Source organism: Sphingomonas sp. GW821-FHT04B01, from assembly GCF_059420425.1.
This window is the reverse complement of record NZ_JBWKTR010000008.1, coordinates 170,954-190,839: the sequence shown is the minus strand read 5'-3', so window position 1 is coordinate 190,839 and position 19,886 is coordinate 170,954. Positions and strand designations below refer to the sequence as shown.

Here is a 19,886-nt window from a genome sequence, read left to right as displayed (position 1 = left end):
TGAAAGGCAATTACGCGGGTATCTGATCGATTGAACCCGTATTCTGCTCGTCGATGCCGTTTTCACGATGGCGAGACGCGCTTAGCGCCCGATATACCTGCAGGCGGGCACGCATCACGCCGCCGAGCGGACGGTGCGCGGCGAGGCTGTGTGCTGGCCGGAAGGTCATCACCTCGTCGAAGTAGCGCACCCGCTCCGCGCCATAGGCCGCTTGCCGCGGCAGGCGGATGGTAGCGACGGTGCGATACTCGCTGTCCTGCGCTGGCCACTCTACGGAAGTGTCCTCAATCGGCTGTGTCTCGGCATTGGCCCAGAGCTGGGCACGCAGTTCAAAGACCGCGTCATGCTCGTCGAAATAGGCGATCGCAGCGTGCCGGAAGCCGTCCTCGTCCTCGTGCGGGTCGAGCTGCCAGTCGTCCAGCGCAAGCTGTTCTGGCGCGACCGGGAAGGCCCCCAGCTTTGCAACATAGTCGCCGTAGCGGATCGGGCATTGGCTGAAGTAATAGTCATCGAGCGGGTGACTGCAGGGGTGGCCGTAAAAGTCGAGCGTCGGGCTGGGACCGCCAGCTACTGCGTTGAGCACCTTGTTGATGTTGCGCGCGATCGAGGAAGCGGCGCTCTTCACGCCTTCGGGCATCGGCGTCGTCAGGCCGATCTTCTTGGCCTGGCTTAGGAAGCCCGCCGGGGTGCCTGCCGGGAAAGTCGTGCCGCTGGCGAACACGAAATCCTGGGTGTCGACTTCGTGGCCTGGCAGCTTCTCGCCCTCGACCCCGAACACCTTGATCGCCATTCCGCGATGGGTGGACACGCGGTCGCCAAGGTTCTCGCCGGGACCCTGTGCGAAGCGGACGGCGACCTGGAAGGTGCCGGCCTGCGCGAACAGCCCCTGAGCCAGTTCGCGCGGCAGGTCATCGGCGACCGTCAACTCGCCGATGACACAGGCGGTGCTCTTGGCATGGCTGGCGCGGACCGCATGGCCTTCGCGTTTTTCGACGGTCTGGCTCTCCTGGGTCATACCCTTGATGATGCCGTCGATCGACTCCTGCTCGTTCTCCTCAGGGGTCTCAATGTCGTCGCTGTAGCGCAGATAGGTCATGCTTGGTCTCCGGGGGGCAAGCGGTATGTGGTGGACGATGCCGGTCAGCTGGCAGGTTCGAGCTCGACCTTCATCCAGCCCGGCTGGCGATCGTCGAACGCCTTGTAAGCTTCGATCGCGTTGGTCATCGGCTCGACTTGCGTGAGGATTTTCACTGGGTCCAGCCGGCCGCTTACGACATGGTCGAGCAGCACATCGTAATAGGCGCGGTGATTGGCGTTGCCCATACGCAGCGTCACGTTCTTGTTCATCGCCATACCGATCGGGAAGGTGCGGTCGGTGGGCGGGTAGACGCCAATGATCGAGATGGTGCCGCCCTTGGCGACGCATTCCACCGCCCAGTCGAGAACCTGGCCCGGATTATCGCCGGCCTTGAAGTGGGAGGCAAACTTCCGCGCTGCGGGTTCGATCGCGTACTGCTCGACCAGTTCCTTGGCTTTGCCGAGCAGGCCCGGCTCGTCCGGTCCGCCGTGCGCATGCTGCGCGTCGACGCCGACCGCGTCGATCACCCGGCGTGCGCCGTCACCGTCGGTCAGCTTCAGTACCGCGTCCGGTACGTCGATCTCGTCGAAGTTTATGGCCTCGGCTCCCTGCGCCCGCGCCATGTCGAGGCGATCGGGCAGGCGATCGACCGCAATGACGCGCCCGCCCATCAGCTTGGCGCAAGCAATGGTAAGTTGGCCGACCGGACCGCAGCCGAACACGAGGACGTGGTCGCCCTGCTCGATTTGAGCCAAGTCCGCGCCGAACCAGGCGGTCGGCAGGATGTCGCTCATCAGGATCGCCTGATCGTCGCTGATCGAATCCGGGATCGGCACGAGGTTGACGTCGGCCCAGGGCACGCGCGCCTTCTCCGCCTGCAGCCCCTTCAGCCCGCCCGCACCCTCGGGCCCGCCGAAGAAGGCGGTGCCCGCGCGCTTGCCCGCCGGATTGGCGTTGTCACACTGCGCGTAGAACTGCTTGGCGCAGAACTGGCACTCGCCGCAGCCGACGGTCGACGGGATGATCACCCTCTGGCCAACCTTGATGTCCCGGACCTCCGCGCCGACGCTTTCGACAACACCGATGCCCTCATGGCCAAGGATCTGCCCCTTTTTCATTCCGCTGAACGTGCCACGGACGAAGTGGAGGTCGGTGCCGCAAATCGCGGACGCGGTCAGGCGGATGATCGCGTCTTTTGGGGATTCGATGACGGGCTCGGGTACATCCTCGATGCGGATGTCACCGATGGCATGGAAGACGACGGCTTTCATGAACGGCTCCTCGGGGTGCTCACAATCTGGTCAGCGACGCGGCTTTACGGCCGTGCAGCAGAATGCGACCGATCGGACGGCATCACCATCGGTCTTGGTCGTGAACGACGCTGCGTTGGCCAGCGTCGAAGCGGCGGCATGCTCGGCATCCGGGCTGTCGACCGGTAAAATGTGCTCCACGATGGTCTCTCCGCTGGCCGGATCGAAGACCCGGATCGTGCAGGCAAAGGACTTCAACTCCGTCATGCCCGGTCTGCCTGCGCGCCCTTGCAGAACTCCTCGACGAGCTTGGCGCAGAAGGCTGGCAGATCGTCGGGATCGCGGCTGGTGATGAGCCCCTGGTCGACGACGACCTCCTGATCGACCCAGGCGCCGCCCGCATTGCGAATGTCGGTCTGGAGCGTGGGAAAGGAGGTGAGCGTTCGCCCCTCGACTTCATCCGCTTCGATCAACGCCCACGGCGCGTGGCAGATCGCGGCGACGGGCTTGCCCGCGGTGAAGAAGTCGCGGACGAACGCCACGACAGCCTTGGAGCCGCGCAGCTTGTCCGCTCCGACTGCACCGCCCGGGATGATGAGCGCATCGAACTCGGCCGCGGATACATTGCCAATCGCCCTGTCGACCTTAAAGGTCGCGCCAGGGTCGAGGTCGTTGTTGACCGTCTGCGCATCCTCGGTGCCGAGGCTGATGACGGTGACCGCACCCCCGGCCTCCTCAACCGCTGCCTTGGGCTTGGCAAACTCGGGCTCCTCGGTGCCGCGCGGCGCTATGAGGATCGCAATCTTCCTGCCATCGAGTTTCATGGTTCTACTCCGCTGATTTGGTGAGCGTACCGTCGACCTGCCGGCGAACGATCTCGGCTGTCCCGCCGAAGACGAGATGGGAGGCGTAGGCGTAGAGCGTGGTCGAGAGCGGCGCCTTCCACGGTGCGTCGCCCAGACCGACGGCGGGGACCGCTGCCTCGTCGAGCAGCGTTGCCGTGCCGAGCCCGAAAGCGGTCCCGTAGCCGGTGGTCACCGAAGGACGGAACTCGGCAGCGATGCCGTAAGCGATGCCGAGACCGATCCCGAGCGCATAGTGGACGCTCTGCCCGGCCAGCGGTTTGGCGGCGTCCGGCACCTCCTGGCCAGTCGCAGCCTTGGCAACGGCATCTGCTGCCTGCTCAGTCGCAGGTTCGTCATCGCTGCCGTTGGAAGGAAGCAGCGAAGACGTCGCCGCCTGAAAGCGATCCATCGCGAACGAGGCGACGGCGCCGGCGATTGCACCCGCGACGATCCCGCGAGTAATGCGAACGGGCGTGGAGAGGTCGCTCATGCCGCAGTCCTCGTTGCCAGCTTGGCACCGGCAGCGGTCGCCAATCCGAAGGCGACATGGTTGACCGTATGCATGCCGATCGTCTTGGCGTCCGAGCGCCACTCTGGCTGCTTCACCCCCAGCAGCGGACCCGTCAGCCAATGCGCCACCCCGTAGAAAGCAAGTCCGAAGGCGATGCCGCTTGGCACAGCACCGGCATCATCGTCGGTCGCTGCGGCATAGGCAACGCCAGCCAACGCCGACAGCAGCAGGTGACCACCCTGCACGACGGCCTGCTCCTGCGGGTCCGGCGGGCCATTGCCCGTCGGCACATGGTGCACGCTGAGCTGATGTGCGAATGCTCGGCCGAGGTCGGTCAGCTCGGACGCTTTCCGGGTCTTCTTCTCCAGCGCCATCATCATCGCGGTGAGGCCGAGCCCCGCCACTAGCGCACCCGCGACCGCACCCGCCGTTCGCTTGCCGTTCATGGCCGCCCTCCCGCCGTTTCTTCCTCGGGATCATCGGGCAGGCCTTCCTCGCGACCGGGCACCGACATGTCGTAGGCATTGAGCAGCAGCGAGACGAGGCAGTAACCGCCGACCAGGTAGATCAGCTCGGCGGTCTGCTCCTCGCCGAACGCCCGTACGGCGCGATCATAGGTGGAAGCAGGCAGTTGCCGCCGGCCGGCGAGCACGGCCGCGACGTCGTAGGCGGCAGCTTCCTCTTCGCTAAGGTCGGCGGGACGCTGGCCGGCAGCGATCGCCGCGACCTTCTCCGCCGACAGTCCGGCGGCCTCGCCGACCCGCTCGTGCGCATATAGTTCGTAGCGCGAGTTGAAGGCGGCGCCCGTCACTAGGATCGCCACTTCGTGCGCGGGCTTCGGCAGCTTGGAATTGTCAATCAGCGCCTTGGTGTAGGTCCAGGCGGCGCGGCCGAACGCGGGGAAGCGCAGCATGGGGGCGAACGGCCCGACCAACGCTCCGTCCTCTCGCTTCGACACGAACCCCTTCAGATGCTCCGAAATGTAGCCGGCCATCTCGTCGTTGAGCGCGCGCAGGTCGTCCGGCATCTGCGCCGGCGGGAACGGAGGCGCGCGCATCAGGCCGCCTCATCCATCTCGCGCTTCAGCGAGGCCATGTCGATCACGTAGCGGAAACGGACGTCCTCGTTCTTCACCTTCTTGTAGGCATCGTTGACGTCCTGGATGTCGATCACCTGCACGTCGGGCGCAATGTTGTGCTCGGCGCAGAAGTCGAGGACGTCCTGCGTCTCCTTGATCGAGCCGATCAGCGATCCCGCCAGCGTGCGGCGATGCATGATCAGTTCCTGGTTATTGTACTTGGGCTGCTCGTTGAGCGCGCCCACCGCGCAGAAGGTCGCGTTGCGCTTCAGTAGCGTGATGAACGGGTCAACCTCGTGCTTCTCGGGCACGGTCGAAAGGATGAAATCGAAGCTCAGCTCGAGGTCCTTGTAGGCCTGCTTGTCGCCTTCGACGACGACCTGCGTCGCACCTAATGCCTTGGCCGCCTCGATCTTGTCCTTGTCGGTGGTGAACACCGTCACTTCGGCACCCATCGCCTTGGCGAGCTTCACCGCCATGTGGCCAAGACCGCCAAGGCCGACGATTCCGACCTTGTCGCCCGCCTTCACGCCCCAGTGGCGGAGCGGCGAGAAGGTCGTGACGCCCGCGCACAGGATCGGTGCGGCCGCCTCGACAGGAATGCTCTCGGGCACCCGAAGGACGAAATCCTCCGGCACGACTATCACGTTCGAGTAGCCGCCATAGGTGTTGTCCTCGGCGTAGGTGTTGACCCCGTCGTCGGTCTGCGCGGCGGGTTTCATCGGACCGTTGTAGGTGGCGAGCCAGCTATTGTGACCTTCGCAGTGATGCTCGTCGCCCTCGCGGCAAGGCTCACAGCTCCTGCAGCTGTCAATCATGCAACCGACGCCGACCAGGTCGCCAACCTTGTGCCGCGTCACCGATGCGCCCGCCTCGCTGACGCGGCCTACGATCTCGTGCCCCGGCATGCAGGGGTAGACGGTATTGCCCCAATCATTCTCGACCTGGTGGATGTCCGAGTGGCAGACGCCGCAGTAGAGCACGTCGATCTGAACCTCGTTGGCCTTGGGCGCCGGCCGCTCGAACTCGAGCGGCTTCAGACGGCTGAAAGAGTGCTTGGCTGCGTAGCCGAGAGCCTTGGTCATGCTAGATCCTTTGCAGTGCGGTTCAGGCCTAGGCGGCCGAGGGTTCATGATACGGGCAGCCGTTCACGCGCGCGCGAAAGTCGGCGGAGTGGCGGTAGGTCGCGTTGCGCGCCCGGTTGATGTTGCCGAGCGGCTGGTGCGCAGCGAGGCCGGTCCAGATGCTGAACCGCATCTCCTCATTAATCTGCTGGACCTTGTCCTCGGTGAAGCTGTCCTGCTTCGCAGCGCGGATTGTCGCGACGGTCTGGAAGGGCGCATCATCCTGCTTCCACTCGGTCGTGGGATCCTCGATTGGCTGCTTATCCAGGTCGCGACAGAGCTGGACCCGCAGTTCCCACTCCATGTCGAGCACCTGGGTCTCGGACCGGATCACCTGGCGTAGCGCATCGGGGCGGTTGGTGGCATCGATCGTCGTGTCGGTCTGGTCGGTGAGATCATTGGACACGGGGAAGACCGCGAACTTGGCGATATAGTCGCCATAGCGGAACGGCGTGACGCTGAAGTAGGTCTCGCCGAGCGGGTCGGTGCTGGGAGCGCCGCCGAGCGTCTGCACCTTGGGGCTTTCGATCCCGACCGCGCTCAACACGGTGTTCACGCCGCGCAATACCTTCGACATCGTCTCCTTGGTGCCCTCGAGCTTGTCGGTGGTGCCGGCGAGGAGCTTGAGGTTGCTCAGGAACTGGTCGGCGGTCTTGTTCTGGAACACCGGACCGTTGACCATCACGAAGTCCTGCGTAAGTCCATCGGCATCGGGCAAGCGTTCGCCCTCGACGTCCATAACCTTCAAAGCGAGACCGCGCGGCAGGCTGATCGTGTCGGGCAGGATGTCACCAGCGTTTGTCGAGAAGCGCATTACGACTTTGTGCTCGCCTGGTGTGGCGAACAGCCCCTGGGCCAGCTCTGCCGGTAGGCCGTCACGGACGGTCAGCGTGCCTTCGAGGAAGCCGTGCGCCTTGGCATGAACCGAGCGGACGGCATGATCATAATCCTCCGCGGTCTTCTTGAGGATCGTGTCGAACGTCTCATTGAGCTTCGCGATCGTCTCGGCCTCGGCGGGTTTCACGTCCTCGACGTCGGGAGAATAGCGGACTGGTGTCTGTGTCATGGGTGCAAGTCCTAATTAACATGCCCGGCGGCGGCTTTAGACCGCCGCCGGCACGCTCAGCGGCGCGGCGCAGGAGCCGCGAATGCCGCCTTGAGCCGCGCAACCGCGAGGTCGTTGGCCTGCTTGGCGCCGCTCACGACCTTGGCCATGCCGAAGAACTCGTGGGTGACACCCGGGAAGGTCTTCTGCTCGACCTTGTCGCCGGCCGTGCGCATCGCCGCTGCCAGCGTCTCACCGTCGGAGCGCAATGGATCGATCTGCGCGTTGATGATCGTCGTGGGCGGCAGCCCCCGTAGGTTCGCCGCAACAAGGTTCAGGCGCGGGTCCTGCGCGTCCGCCTTGCTGGTCTGATAGTAGTAGCCGAACCACGGCAGCATCGCGCCGTTCAGAGGCTTGGCATTGGCCGAGTCCCGGCGCGAGGGCAGCGTCATGCTGCTGTTGGCGATCGGGTAGACTGAGACGATGTAGCGCGGTGCGGTCAGGCCGTTGTCCCGTGCGTAGATCGCGGTCGCGACCGCGAGGTTGCCGCCCGCGCTCTCGCCTACGGTGGCGATCCGGGCGGGGTCACCGCCCCAGCTCGCCGCGTTCTGAAGCGTCCAACGATAGGCAGCGGCCGCATCGTCGTGCTGCGCCGGGAACTTGAACTCGGGAGCGTGACGGTACTCGACCGATACGACGATGGCGTTCAGCGCCTTCGCCATTGCACGGGGAGCAGCGTCATAGGTATCGACGTCGGCGATCACCCAGCCGCCGCCATGATAGTAGACGACCACGGGCATCGGCTTGCCGCTAGCGGATGCGTTCGCCGGCTTGTAGATGCGCGCGAACTGCTTGGGATCGCTGCCGTAAGGTATGTCCTGCGTCGTCACCGTTGGATCGGGGGCAGTCGACATACCCTTCTTCTGCATGACCGCCTTGGCACCATCGGCCGCCGACGGCTGCATCCGCGCTTGGGCAGGAGTCAGCGTCTCGATCGGCTTGCCCCCGAGCGACGCGAGCGCGTCGAGGACCGCCTGCATGTCGGGTGCCGCCTTGGCGGGCTGGGTAGCCGTCGCGGGCAGCGGAGGGGGCGGAGGTGCCGTAATCGAGCGCGGCGATTGAGCGGCTGCGGGGAAGATGGCGATCGCGGCGGATGCGGCGATCAGCATCGAAATGGTTGTGCGCAATGGTCCCTCCTGTTGGTGTTGAATCAACAACACCAAACGGGACCAGGTGTTTCGGTACGAAAGTAGACCTAGGTTGAGAAACAAGGGTCGAGATTGTAGGCGGACGCATGGACGATCGGTCTTTTGACGCGGAAGGTGAAGGCTCGCTGCGAGCGCGGTCAATTAAGGATAATGCGCTGCTGCGCGTCTTGAGCGAAGCTGATCGCGCCGCGCTCGTGCCGCATCTGGAGATGGTGCCGTTTCGCAATGGTGACATGATCGCGCGCGCTGGCGACCCGGCGAACAGCATCTGCTTTCCGCTGACCGGGATCGCCGCGGTGCTCGATTCCCTTGAAGGCGACCGCCGGTACGCCGTGGCGCTGGTCGGGAACGAGGGGTTCATCGGTTGGCCGCTGCTGCTCGGTGACGGCCGATGGCCACATGACGTGGTGATGCGAGCCGAGCACGGCGTGGCGCTGAGGCTCTCGGCTGCAGCATTGCACGAAGCATTGGCTGAACACCCGAAGATCCGTGCCGTGTTACTCCGCTTCGTCGGCGTGCTGATGACCCAGATGAGCAGGACCATCGTCTCGTCGCTCGCGCATTCGATCGAACGGCGGATGGCGCGTTGGATCCTGCTCTATCACGATCGGGTATGTGAAGATGACATCTGCATGACTCACGAGGAGTTCAGGCTAATGCTCGGCGTTAGGCGCAGCAGCGTCACGGACGCACTTCATAAACTCGAGCAGGAAGAGGCAATTCGATCGCTTCGCGGCCGAGTGATCGTGCGCGACCGAGAACGTCTTCTGCGTCTGGCAGGCGATACTTACGGCTTTGCCGAAGCGGAGTACCGACGCCTGCTAATTGAATAATACCAGCGGCAAGGCGCCAGGAACTTTCAAACCAACAACATCCAGTTCTCTGAAATTTCGCTTGTTGGGAAGCCGAGCCTAATCGGGTGTAGTCGGCATGTCATGACTCCATGGGGAGCTACATGAATGAGTGTCCGTAGTTGGGGAGCATGAGAGCAGGCCGGAATGGCGGATTGTGGGTCGGCTCAGACCTCAGTGCGTTCGGCCAGTTCCAAAGCGTCCTCCACGTCAACGCCCAAGTAGCGGACCGTGCTGTCGATCTTGGCATGGCCGAGCAGGATCTGAACCGCGCGGAGATTGCCAGTCGCCTTGTAGATGATCGATGCTTTCGTGCGCCGAAGCGAGTGCGTCCCGTAATCCTGAGCCGGAAGGCCGATGCCGACCACCCACTCGTGCACGAGGCGGGCATATTGCCGCGTGCTCATGTGGGCCATGTAATCGTTTCGGCTTGGGAAGACGAAGTCGTTCAGTGTCCCGCCGCGTCGCTCCAACCATGCCCGCATCGTCTTTCGTGCTGTATCCATCAGCTCGAACTGGACCGGTCTTTTGGTCTTCTGCTGAACCACGACGGCGCGGTCACGGACGCGCCCGCCGGAAACTACATCGCCGATCTGCACCCTGACCACATCACAGCCACGAAGCTTGCTATCGATGGCGAAGTCGAACAGAGCTCGGTCGCGGAGTCGTCTATGCTGGTCGAGCCAGAAGCGAATGGCCCAGACCTGTTGCTGTTTCAGCGCCCGCTTCGCACCGATAAGCCGGCCCTCGTTCCAGGGTCGAAGTTCGTGAAAGGCGGGGTCCATCAGCGAGTGCCCCATCGATCATCTCCATCGGGACGGATCGGTGAATTGAGCGTACGCAGGCGCGGTAAACCGACGGTTCGATAATGTGGTTGATCGGCCGTCGGTGATGCTGAACGAGCGGCCGGTTTCGGGCGGTGCCTCGTAGTCTCTGAACGGCCGAAAGTGGGTCTCCGCGGTCGCTGAGCGGCTAACCACCGCATTACTCACCTTTGTCGCTTCAGATTCGCGGCGCTTTCTCTAAATTCTACCGATCGCGACGCGGCGCAGTTTTCTGGCTTCACTCTTTCTGTTCAAGGGCGTGCGCTACCGGAAACATGTTAGCGAACTGGAAGCAGCGGCATGCGTCAGTGCGATCGGCAAGGTGGCTATCAAGCAGGGCAAAAACCATCAATAACCTTAGGTAGGTCAGCATCTCGTTCATTATGATCTTAACCCTTCCGTTGCGGTTTTACGCCTAAAAGCCAAGGCATGCTCTCGGCTCATCAAATCGATCTCGTTCAGGACAGTTTTGCCGCTGTCGTTCCAATAACCGATGCTGCGGCGGCCGAGTTTTATCGACGTCTTTTCGAGCTTGCGCCAGATACGCGCGCTTTGTTCCGCAACGACATGGCAGAGCAGGGACGAAAGCTATTTCTCACCCTAGCGACTGTGGTTGATGCGTTGGATCGCCTCGATTCCATTGTTCCGGTTGCACGTGAATTGGCCATTCGGCACATCAGCTATGGTGCAGAAGATCGCCATTACGAGGCCGTCGGATCAGCACTTATCGAGACGCTGCAAGCGGGACTTGGGCCAGCGTTTGATCAGGATACCGAGGAAGCCTGGTCTGCCGCCTATGCATTTCTGTCAGGGACCATGCTGACGGCTGTTCGCGAGAGAGCGTAAGCCACTGTGAAGAATGTGCCTGAGAGCGCATCGGCGATCGATGCTCAGCTAGATGGTATCGCTACGCGGTTGCTCGACATCGCTGGCTGCGTTGCATCCGAGGCCGAGACCGCCACGGCGGTGATACGGGGCATGGCGGAGCATGCAACGCAAATTGCTTCGTTGGCCGCCGCCCTCGAAACTGCAGCCAACGACGTGGAAGCTAGCGTGCGCCAGCAGGCTGAGACACTTGCTGAGGCGCGGACGCAGTTGGTGGCAAACAAACCGACAATCGACGCACTCGCCCAGTCGGTCGACAGCGTGGCGGCGATCAGCGCTACGATCGCAGAGATCGCGCGGGAAAGCCGAATGTTGAGTTTGAACGCCCGGATCGAAGCGGCCCGTTCCGGCGGGGAGGGCAGCGCGTTCGCAGCGATTTCTGCGGAAATGTCGACGCTGACTACTCGCACGGCGAACGCGAACGCAATCATCGGGGAACGGTCGATGCTGATTACCCGTGACGTGCAGGCTGCCAACGAAATTGCCGTCGCCCATGCTGGGCTGGTGACCGAACAGGATGGCCTGCTCGCCGCATCATTCGAGAGCGCCGGCCAGCAGCGTCAGATCGCATCGGAGCTTGTTGATATCACCGCGGATGCGGCGAAGACCATCGACACGGCTGCCGCAGCGATCGGGCGCGTTGGTGCCAACGCCGTGGCTGTTAAGGTCTTGGCCCGACAGGTTTCAAAGCTCGCGCGCAAGGGGAAAGGCGCCTGCTGATGCGAGCGTAGGAAGCAAGCCTGTTCCCAAGTTTGAATGCGGTTGTCACTGTTCCGCTGCCAAGCCGGGTGTTGCCCAGCGTAACGGCTGGCCCCAGCATTCGCATGCCCGGAGCACAGACCCGTTTATAATCGTGAATGGATGGCCGAAGTTGGAAAGCGGGTAGACCGCTTTGAAGGACCACTTCTGGGTTGAGGTAGCGGGACGATGACCAACGGCTTGGTGTCACAACCGTTCGGTTGTGACACCGACGCGCGAGCCACGGTTTTCTGCGAAGTTCGGGGTGTCAGAAGTCTGCGTCAGATTGTCTGCATCCGGGAAAACCCGACCAGCCGGTGTAACCCCACCATTTGCACCCTGATCGTACCTGCCGAGATGAACAAGCGTCCGTTTCCGGGAAAGGGAAAGACACTGCTGAACGACCGCAATTGGATCTATCAGTTTTGCAGGCGAGATGTTGATTGTCCGCCCGCCACAAGTGCTAATCGACGGAGCCCCTTGGCGCCGCGAGAATTGCGCCACCGGCAGTCAGGCCGCGATGAGACTAATTGTCGCGCGGTTTCTACCCTCGCGCTTGGACTGGTAGAGAGCCACATCGGCTGCCTGGATGAGGCTCGAGCCGTCGCGTGCCATTGTATTTGACCACGTCGCGATGCCAAATGACATGCTGGTTGATCCGAGGCTGCGGTTGCCATGCCGGACGGTCAGCTCCGCGATTCCGCGCCGGACGATCTCGACGCGACCTGCCAAAGCCTCCGCGGTCGTGCCCGGTGCGATGATCGTAAATTCCTCACCGCCGAAGCGGCAGACCACGTCGCCGTCGCGAAAGCGGCTGCGCATCTCCGCCGCGACATTCTGCAAAACCGCGTCGCCGGCATCATGCCCGAACTCATCGTTGAATCGCTTGAAATGGTCGATGTCACACATGACAAGGCTGAGCGGCGTACCGGCGCGGGCAGCCCGCGCAATCTCCAGCTTTAGCGTTTCCTCCATATAGCGGCGGTTGAACAGGCCCGTCAGCGGGTCGCGGATCGTCTGCTCGCGCAGCGAGCGCTGGAGGCGATGGTTCACCAACGCCGAGGCGATGTTCTCGGTCAGCACGTTCATGCGAAACCGATTCTCGCTTTCGATCTGACCCTGAAGGTAAAGGACGCCGATCACCTCACCGCCTGCGAGCAGGGGCTCGCAGTGGTAGATTTCGTCTCCGCCGACATGGCCGCACACGATGTCATGACCGGGTTCGGCCACCGAGTGGCTCTGCCCGCGGCGCAGCGCCCAGCACCGTTCCGGCGCGAAGCCCTCGGGCGGAACGTCGGTGCCGCCCCAGCTGGCAATGGGCACCAGGCAGTTGCGTGAATTGTTGTGCGCATAAAGAGCGCCGGGAAGGTTCGGGAGCACGCGCGGAACAAAGACCTTGATGATCTGAGCCAGCTCGTCGTCGGTGCGGGCGGCTTGCATGCGGTGCGACATGCCGCCCAGCAACTCGATCACCGAGCCGCGTTCGCGCAGAGTTTCGCTGTTCCGGTGCAGTTCGGCGTTGGCGGTCTGCAATTGACGCTCGCTCGTCGCCTGATCGGCGACGGCGTTCCTTAGCCTCTCCGCCATGGCATTATAGCCGTGTGCCAGTCGGTCGAACTCCTCGGAACCCATCCTCGTATCGATCCGCGCGTCCTGCTTGCCGTCCCCCAATGCCGTCATGGCGCGCATCATCGTCGCCAACGGCCGGCGGATACCGCGGGTCAACAACGCGAAGCTGCCGATGACCAGCAGCGCGACCACGACCGCCCCAATGATCGCGAGCCGCCGCCCGCTGCCAAGCCGCCGGTCCGCCGCGTCCTGCCGGCTCGTCTGCAAGGCGCGCTCCTCGTCGAGAAAGCCGTTGGCCCGGACGTTTATCGCATCCATCAGCTCACGGCCGCGACCACCGGCGACGATGGCAACGGCACCAGAAAAATCGCCATGACGCGCTAGGATCAAGGGCTGCCGGAGAAAGGCGGCGCGCTGCGCCATGAGTGTCGCGATCTCGCGCGCTCTCGCATGTTGCAGCGGGTTGTCGGTGGTCTGCCGAACTGCGACCGCCATGTTGCGCGCCGAACTCTCCACCCGCTCGGCGAACGATCGGGCGTAGGCGGGATTGCGCGTGATGATGAAACCGCGCTGGCCCGACTCCGCCTCGCGCAGATCCCCCAACGCTGCCTCCGTCGTCTCGATCACCTCTGCCGAATGGCCAGCCCATTCGAAGCTCTGGCTGGTCTGCCGAGACGCATCGACGAGGAGCCCTGCCAGGGAGGCCAGGGCGATCAGGACCACGAGGCCGATCGCCGCGATCCGTGCTGAGAGCGACGACAACATTCCTTTGGCCGTACCTGTCAGGGTTTAGCATCCTGTTACTTTGGCTAGCATCGTGCACACGAAAGGATGCACTGATGCCAAACCTCGGCAGTGAACGAATGTCCGATTTAGGGCAGAGGCTACAGACCGCGGAGTGACCGCAATTGGGTCAAGACAGGCGACCGACGCCTTCGATCTGCCGGACAATCCCATTTAATGCCGCGGTGCAGCCCTGCGACCGCCCGATATCGTGATCGGTGCTGGCTGAGCTCCAGAACATGTCGAGCGGCCAGCGTTCCGGGCAATGCGCGACAAGACAGCGTAGCGCGAGCCGGACTTCGACCGTGTCAACCTTGCCGTTGCCAGAACGCGCCGCTGCCCCGCGGAGGATATGGAGCGAAAGGTCGATGATGATCCGCTGGTGGCGCGACACCGATCAGTGGAAGTCGCGCGACTTCACCCGCACGACATCTTCCGGATCCATGCCCGTGCTATGCGGCGGCCAATAGCTGTCGCGAGGGCCGGGCTTCCAGCCGGCATCGCCGCGGTCCGGCGAGCCGGCATGCCGCGCGCCGTCACCACGCCCGGTCGCATGCGGGAAATCCATCTGTCCGACCTGCGCGAGCAGCGGTCCATGGTCGATGATCCGGTCGCAGATGACGTGGATCACCTGTCCCTCCTTCTGCACGCGTCCCTTCATCCCGATCATCGCCGCCGACATCACCGTGCGGCGCTGTGCCTCGAACCGGTCGGGCCAGAGGATGCCGTTGGCGATTCCCGTCTCATCCTCGATGGTGATGAACAGCACGCCCTTGGCCGAACCCGGCTTCTGGCGGACAAGGATGATCCCGGCCACCTCGACGTGCCGGCCGTCCTTGATGTGTTCGAGATCGGCGCAGCGTGTGATGCCACGCCGGGTCAGATCCTGCCGCAGGAAAGCCAGCGGGTGCGCGCGCAGCGACAACTGAAGCGCGCGGTAATCCTCGACCACCTCGCGGCCGTCGGACAGGGGCCGCAGGCTGACGTCCGGCTCAAGCCCTTCCGGGCTGAACAGCGACTCGCGAGCATCGGCGGCGGCGAAGAGGGGCAAGGGCGCGTCGCCGAGTCCCTTTACCTTCCAGAGGCCCTGCCGCCGGTTTTCGCCCAGAGTTTGAAACGCGTCCGCCTCGGCTAACCGCTCGATCGCAGCGCGCGGCACGCCGGCGCGGCGCCAGACCTCCTCGACCGAGCCGAACGGCATCTGCCCACGTGCGGTGACGATCGCCGCGCCATGCGCGTTGGCGAGGCCGCGGACCTGCCGCAGCCCAAGGCGTACGGCGAGATAGCGGCCACGGCCCGGCTCCAGCGTGCAATCCCAGCGGCTGGCGTTGATGCAGGCGGGACGCACCTCGACGCCGTGGTCGCGAGCGTCGCGGACGACCTGTGCCGGCGCATAGAACCCCATCGGCTGCGCATTGAGCAGCGCAGCGCAGAACACGTCTGGATGATGGTGCTTCATCCAGCAGCTCGCATAGGCGATCTTGGCGAAGCTGGCGGCGTGGCTCTCGGGGAAGCCATAGCTGCCGAACCCCTCGATCTGCTTGAACGTGCGTTCGGCGAAGTCGCGGGGGTAACCGCGCTCGACCATGCCGCCGACCAGCTTGTCGAAGAAGTGGCTGACCCCGCCGGTGAACTTGAACGTCGCCATCGCGCGGCGGAGCTGGTCCGCCTCGGCCGGGGTGAAGCCCGCCCCTACGATCGCGACCTTCATCGCCTGCTCCTGGAACAGCGGTACGCCCAGCGTCTTCTCCAGCACCGCGCGCAGCTCGGGCCGCGGATAGTCCGGCTTCTCGCGCCCTTCGCGGCGGCGGAGATAGGGGTGGACCATGTCGCCCTGAATGGGCCCCGGCCGAACGATCGCCACCTCGATGACGAGGTCGTAGAAGCGTGCCGGCTTCATCCGCGGCAACATGCTCATCTGCGCGCGGGACTCGATCTGGAAGGTGCCGAGCGTGTCGGCCTTCTGGATCATCGCATAGACGTCGGGATCGTCGTCCTGCAGGTCGGCCATGCCGACGCGGATGCCCTTGGCCTCCTCCAGCATATTGAAGGCGCGGTTCATGCAGCCGAGCATGCCGAGGCCGAGCACATCGACCTTCATGAACTTCAGCGCATCGATGTCGTCCTTGTCCCATTCGATCACCTGCCGGTCGACCATCGCGGCGGGTTCGATCGGCACGAGATCGTCGAGTCGGTCGTGCGTCAGCACGAAGCCGCCGGGATGCTGCGACAAATGCCGCGGCGTGCCGATCAGCTTGCGGGCGAGGTCGAGCGCCAGCCGCAGCCGGCGATCCTCCATGTTGAGGTTGAGCTGCTGGACCTGTTTCTCGCCGACGCCTTCCTGGCTCCAGCCCCACACCAGCCCGGCGAGTGCCTTGGTGAGATCCTCGGGCAGGCCCAGCGCCTTGCCGACCTCGCGCACCGCGCCGCGCGCGCGATAGCGGGTGACGACCGCGGTCAGTGCGGCATGGGTGCGGCCATAGGTCTCATAGATCCACTGGATGATCTCCTCGCGGCGCTCATGCTCGAAGTCGACGTCGATGTCGGGCGGCTCGCGGCGCTCGCCCGAGATGAAGCGCTCGAACAACAGCTCGTGCTTGATCGGGTCGATCGAGGTGATGCCGAGCATGAAGCAGACGCAGCTGTTCGCCGCCGAGCCGCGGCCCTGGCACAGGATGCCGCGGCGCCGGCTTTCCGCAACGATACTGTTCACGGTCAGGAAGTAGGGCGCATAGGCGAGTTCGGCGATCAGCCGCAGTTCGTGATCGATCTGCGTCCGGTATTGCGCGGGCACGCCGTCGGGGAACCGGCGTTCCACGGCGGCCTCGGTAAGCTGTTCGAGCGCCTGTTGCGCGGTCAGCCCGTCGACGACGCGCTCGTCGGGATATTGGTAGCTCAACTCGCCAAGGTCGAAGGTGCAGCGGCGCGCGATCTCGGCGGTGGCGCGGATCGCGTCGGGGAAGGCGGCGAAGCGACGCTCCATCTCTTCCGGTGATTTGAGGTGCCGGTCGGCGTGGCGTTCGCGGCGGTAACCCAGCGTATCGACGGTGCATTTCTCGCGGATTGCGGTGACGACGTCCTGCAGCAGCCGTGCGTCGGGCGCATGATAGAGGATGTCGCCGACCGCGACGGTTGCGACCCCTGCGTCGGCTGCCTGCCGGGCGAGGTCGTGCAGGCGCATCGCATCGTCGGGCCGTCGCCGGAAGGTGAGCGCGCAATAGCCACGGTCCCCGAATACCTCGTGCAGATCGCCGAGATCGCTGCGGGTGGCGTCACCGGGCAGATCGGGAAGCAGGATGGCGATCAGCCCCGCGTTCCAGGTGACGACGTCCTCCCACGCCAGCGCGCAGCCGCCCTTGCCGGCGCGGGACTTGCCGAGCGTGAGCAGACGGGTGAGGCGCGACCAGGCGGGCTTGTCGGTCGGGTAGAGCAGCAACATGCGCCCGTCGTCGAGCCGCACCCGCGCGCCGGCGATCATCCGCACGCCGGTCGCTTTCTGTGCCTCCCAGCCACGGACCAGCCCGGCGACGCTGCCGAGATCGGTAAGCCCAAGCGCGGCATGACCGAGCAGCGCCGCTGCCGCGAACAGTTCGTCCGGGCTGGAGGCGCCACGCAGGAACGAGAAATGGCTGGTGACCTGGAGTTCGACGTAGGTCATCAGCCAAACAGTCCATGCAGATACCAGCTCAGGTCGCCGGTCGCGCCATCGACACCGTCGCCGCGGCGGAACAGCCAGAAGCGTGCGCCGGTATCGTCCTCGACGCGGAAATAGTCGCGCACCGCCCATAGCTCGCCGTCGCGCCGCCACCATTCGCCATGGATGCGCTCGGGGCCGTCGCCGGCGACGACGGCATGGACATGTCCGCGCCACGTGAAGCGTCGAGGCGGCGCGTCGGGCAGCAAGGCCAGCACGCCGACCAAGGGTTCGGGCCGGTTGAGGAGCCGCACCGGCCGCCGCCACGCGGGCCAGCCGGTCGGGGCGGCGAGCGGCGCGGTGCGACGGACGGCGCGCTCGGGCACGTCGCTCTCTACCGGCGCTGCGGTAAACAGAGCCGCATCCCCCACGCGGCCGGCGATCTGATCGACAAGCGTCGCGACATCCGGCGGCGCATCGTCGCCGGCGAGGCTGGCGGCGAGCGCGGTCGCGCCGAGCGGATCGGTACGGGTGGCGGCGAGCCGCATCGTCTCGATCCCGTCGCCCGGATCGATCGTCTCGATCCTGAGATGCAAGAGGCGGGCGAGATGAGCCGCGTCGCGCGTCGGTCGCGACGTCCCGATGGCGAGCCGCTGCTCGCTGCCGTCGATCCGCTCGATGACGAGCAGCAACGTGCGCGCGCCGGCGCCGCGCTCCTGCAGCAGCCCGATCATATCGGCGAGAAGATCGCGGATGACGTGTTCGATCGCCTCGGCAGTGCCGATCGGCTCGAGCAGGCGGCGGCGGGCCAGCGGCGTCTCCTCCGGGACGACCGGCACGATCGGTTCCGCCACCCGGCCGAGCGCCTCGTCGAGACGGCGCACGCTGGCGAGCCCCAGCCGGCGCGCGAGGGGACCGCGCGGCAGCGGCAGCAGATCGGCGATCCGGTCGAGCCCGAACCGCGCCGCGGCGGTCAGCGCCTCGGGCGTCAGCCGCAGCGCGGCGGGCGGCAGGCCGGCGAGCGCCTGCGCCTCGCCGCCGTTCGGGATGGCGCTGATCACGTCACGCCCGAACCGTGCGAGTGCGTGCGCGGCGCCCGGCGTTCCCGCCACCGCAACGCGTGCAGTATAGCCGAAGCGCCGGCAGAAGCGGACCAGCCGCCGGCAGAAGCGCGCCTCGCCGCCATGAAGGTGCGCCGTACCGGTCAGCTCGATCCACAGCCCGTCCGCGCCACTCGCCGCGGCGGTGGGCGTCCAATGCCGCACCGCATGCAGCGCGAGGCTGTCGAGCACCGCGCCATCGGCGGCGCGATCGGCGGCACGCACGTCGAGTTCGGCGACCAGCGCGCGCGCCTGCGTCACAGCCATGCCGGGTATCAGGCCGAGCGAAAGCGCGGCGGGACAGGCGGCGGTGATGACGTGGCGCTGACCGGCCTGCTCGGCGAGGACCAGCGGCACCGCATGCGCGACCGGCACGGCCACTGGCAGGGCCGTGGGCGTACCGCCTGATGTTACCGGTCGCTTGAACGGATGATCCGCCGCCTCGGAACGCCGGCCGAGTTCGCGCATCGTCGGCTGCTGGTGGCGCGGCAGCGCCGCGGCCTGCTCTTCGATCGCTGCACGTGCGCCGTCGTCGCGCGCCCAGCGTGCGCCCGGGCGCCAGCCGCCGCCCCGCGGCACCGAACAGGCACCGGGGTCGTCGTCGATCGGCAGCGATGGCGCAGGCTGCGGTTCAGGCAGCGCGCGCGGTCGCTCGAGCCGGCGCAGTCGCTCGATGGCGAGGTGCGGCAGGTAGAGCGAGGCGACCCGTGTCATCGCATGCCTCCAGTTGCAGGGTGAAGGGGGGACCACCGCGCTGGCGCGCGAGGTCGACGGTCCAGCGTGCCCGGCCGACGCCGGGTGCCGGCAGCCGCTCGGAGGGCGCGCAGGCGATCCGCCAGCGGGTCATCGCCGCCGAGAGGTCGGACAAGGGCTCGACGCCGGCCTTGCGCCAGCGGCGCGCGAGCAGCGCCGGTGCGTGGCCGCTCATCGCAGCAAGCTGCAGCCGCCGTGTCGCGACCATATCGGCCCGCTTCACCTCGCCGACGACCGCGGCGAGCCCGCCGTGGCGCAGGCCATCCTCCATGACGGCGAGCACTTGTTTGTCGTCGCGTGCCTCGACGAACAGCAGCGTCGCCGGGTCGAGCCCGGCCTGCTCCAGACCGGGGGCATAGAGGTCGAAGCGGGTCAGCGCCCAGAGCACGCGCTTGCCGGATCGCGCCGCAGCGCGGGCGGCGATGCCGACCGAAAACAGCGTCGCCGCGGCATCGTCGGTGAGCGTCGGCGTCGCCGGCGACACCTCGTGCAGGCCGCCCAGCACGAGTCCGCCCTCGGCGAGTCGCCTGTCGATCGCAGCGATGCCGAAGGGCAGAACCGCCAGCTTCGGCCCGCGCACGGCACCCAGCTCCTCGCGCAAGCGGGCCAG

General features: G+C 65.4%; 20 protein-coding genes. 3 read left to right on the top strand and 17 right to left on the bottom strand.

All coding sequences use genetic code 11. The annotated features are described in order from the left end of the window. Positions 1-10 precede the first annotated feature (10 nt). Genes AC07UH_RS17675 through AC07UH_RS17630 form a run of 10 tightly spaced genes read right to left on the bottom strand, consistent with a single transcriptional unit; the run spans position 11 to position 8,100 of the window. Positions 11-1,096 (bottom strand): catalase family protein, encoded by a 1,086-nt coding sequence (locus AC07UH_RS17675; protein ID WP_495181182.1) that lies wholly within the window; start codon positions 1,094-1,096, stop codon positions 11-13. Positions 1,097-1,140: 44 nt separating this feature from the next. Further along, positions 1,141-2,349: a zinc-dependent alcohol dehydrogenase gene (locus AC07UH_RS17670; protein WP_137898854.1), complete on the bottom strand. Its 1,209-nt coding sequence runs from the start codon at positions 2,347-2,349 to the stop codon at positions 1,141-1,143. Between the two features lie 30 nt (positions 2,350-2,379). Beyond that, entirely contained in the window at positions 2,380-2,595 is a 216-nt protein-coding gene (locus AC07UH_RS17665) for a hypothetical protein (RefSeq protein WP_137898855.1), read from the bottom strand. After that, positions 2,592-3,152 carry a type 1 glutamine amidotransferase domain-containing protein gene (locus AC07UH_RS17660; RefSeq protein ID WP_495181183.1) on the bottom strand — a complete coding sequence of 187 codons (561 nt, stop codon included), beginning with the start codon at positions 3,150-3,152 and terminating at the stop codon, positions 2,592-2,594. Before AC07UH_RS17660 ends, AC07UH_RS17665 begins: the two co-directional genes overlap by 4 nt. Positions 3,153-3,156: 4 nt before the next feature. After that, positions 3,157-3,663 (bottom strand): DUF1440 domain-containing protein, encoded by a 507-nt coding sequence (locus tag AC07UH_RS17655; protein WP_495181184.1) that lies wholly within the window; start codon positions 3,661-3,663, stop codon positions 3,157-3,159. Continuing rightward, positions 3,660-4,130, bottom strand: coding sequence for a hypothetical protein (locus AC07UH_RS17650; RefSeq protein ID WP_495181185.1), 471 nt, complete (start codon positions 4,128-4,130; stop codon positions 3,660-3,662). Before AC07UH_RS17650 ends, AC07UH_RS17655 begins: the two co-directional genes overlap by 4 nt. Next, positions 4,127-4,741: a carboxymuconolactone decarboxylase family protein gene (locus tag AC07UH_RS17645; protein WP_495181186.1), complete on the bottom strand. Its 615-nt coding sequence runs from the start codon at positions 4,739-4,741 to the stop codon at positions 4,127-4,129. Before AC07UH_RS17645 ends, AC07UH_RS17650 begins: the two co-directional genes overlap by 4 nt. Further along, on the bottom strand, positions 4,741-5,847 hold the full coding sequence (locus AC07UH_RS17640; RefSeq protein WP_495181187.1) for an NAD(P)-dependent alcohol dehydrogenase: 1,107 nt from the start codon (positions 5,845-5,847) through the stop codon (positions 4,741-4,743). The genes AC07UH_RS17645 and AC07UH_RS17640 overlap by 1 nt, the downstream gene beginning before the upstream one ends. 28 nt (positions 5,848-5,875) lie before the next feature. Next, the gene (locus AC07UH_RS17635; protein ID WP_495181188.1) at positions 5,876-6,952 is read right to left on the bottom strand and encodes a catalase family protein; all 1,077 of its coding nucleotides are present in this window, start codon (positions 6,950-6,952) and stop codon (positions 5,876-5,878) included. A gap of 56 nt (positions 6,953-7,008) precedes the next feature. Continuing rightward, positions 7,009-8,100, bottom strand: a complete 1,092-nt coding sequence (locus tag AC07UH_RS17630) for an alpha/beta hydrolase (protein ID WP_495181189.1) — start codon at positions 8,098-8,100, stop codon at positions 7,009-7,011. A gap of 125 nt (positions 8,101-8,225) precedes the next feature. On the opposite strand from AC07UH_RS17630, the gene AC07UH_RS17625 reads away from it, so the two are divergent. After that, a complete protein-coding gene (locus AC07UH_RS17625) occupies positions 8,226-8,972 on the top strand; it encodes a Crp/Fnr family transcriptional regulator (RefSeq protein ID WP_495181190.1) in 747 nt (248 codons plus the stop codon). 185 nt (positions 8,973-9,157) lie between these two features. On the opposite strand, the gene AC07UH_RS17620 is transcribed toward AC07UH_RS17625, so the two are convergent. Continuing rightward, positions 9,158-9,790 (bottom strand): tyrosine-type recombinase/integrase, encoded by a 633-nt coding sequence (locus AC07UH_RS17620; protein ID WP_495181191.1) that lies wholly within the window; start codon positions 9,788-9,790, stop codon positions 9,158-9,160. A 262-nt stretch (positions 9,791-10,052) separates the two neighbouring features. Then, the gene (locus tag AC07UH_RS17615; protein WP_495181192.1) at positions 10,053-10,196 is read right to left on the bottom strand and encodes a hypothetical protein; all 144 of its coding nucleotides are present in this window, start codon (positions 10,194-10,196) and stop codon (positions 10,053-10,055) included. Between the two features lie 47 nt (positions 10,197-10,243). On the opposite strand from AC07UH_RS17615, the gene AC07UH_RS17610 reads away from it, so the two are divergent. Next, positions 10,244-10,660, top strand: a complete 417-nt coding sequence (locus tag AC07UH_RS17610; RefSeq protein WP_495181193.1) for a globin family protein — start codon at positions 10,244-10,246, stop codon at positions 10,658-10,660. A gap of 6 nt (positions 10,661-10,666) precedes the next feature. Next, complete coding sequence (locus tag AC07UH_RS17605; RefSeq protein ID WP_495189925.1) at positions 10,667-11,419, top strand: methyl-accepting chemotaxis protein; 753 nt, start codon at positions 10,667-10,669, stop codon at positions 11,417-11,419. A gap of 528 nt (positions 11,420-11,947) precedes the next feature. Here the strand turns inward: AC07UH_RS17605 and AC07UH_RS17600 are convergent. From AC07UH_RS17600 to AC07UH_RS17580, 5 genes are all read right to left on the bottom strand, one after another. Next, positions 11,948-13,771: a sensor domain-containing diguanylate cyclase gene (locus tag AC07UH_RS17600; RefSeq protein WP_495181195.1), complete on the bottom strand. Its 1,824-nt coding sequence runs from the start codon at positions 13,769-13,771 to the stop codon at positions 11,948-11,950. Positions 13,772-13,919: 148 nt separating this feature from the next. After that, the gene (locus tag AC07UH_RS17595; protein WP_495181196.1) at positions 13,920-14,183 is read right to left on the bottom strand and encodes a hypothetical protein; all 264 of its coding nucleotides are present in this window, start codon (positions 14,181-14,183) and stop codon (positions 13,920-13,922) included. Between the two features lie 3 nt (positions 14,184-14,186). Beyond that, positions 14,187-17,450 carry an error-prone DNA polymerase gene (locus AC07UH_RS17590; protein WP_495181326.1) on the bottom strand — a complete coding sequence of 1,088 codons (3,264 nt, stop codon included), beginning with the start codon at positions 17,448-17,450 and terminating at the stop codon, positions 14,187-14,189. Next, positions 17,447-19,237, bottom strand: coding sequence for a Y-family DNA polymerase (locus tag AC07UH_RS17585; protein ID WP_495181197.1), 1,791 nt, complete (start codon positions 19,235-19,237; stop codon positions 17,447-17,449). Before AC07UH_RS17585 ends, AC07UH_RS17590 begins: the two co-directional genes overlap by 4 nt. After that, complete coding sequence (locus AC07UH_RS17580) at positions 19,155-19,877, bottom strand: ImuA family protein (RefSeq protein WP_495193958.1); 723 nt, start codon at positions 19,875-19,877, stop codon at positions 19,155-19,157. The genes AC07UH_RS17585 and AC07UH_RS17580 overlap by 83 nt, the downstream gene beginning before the upstream one ends. Positions 19,878-19,886: the final 9 nt, after the last annotated feature.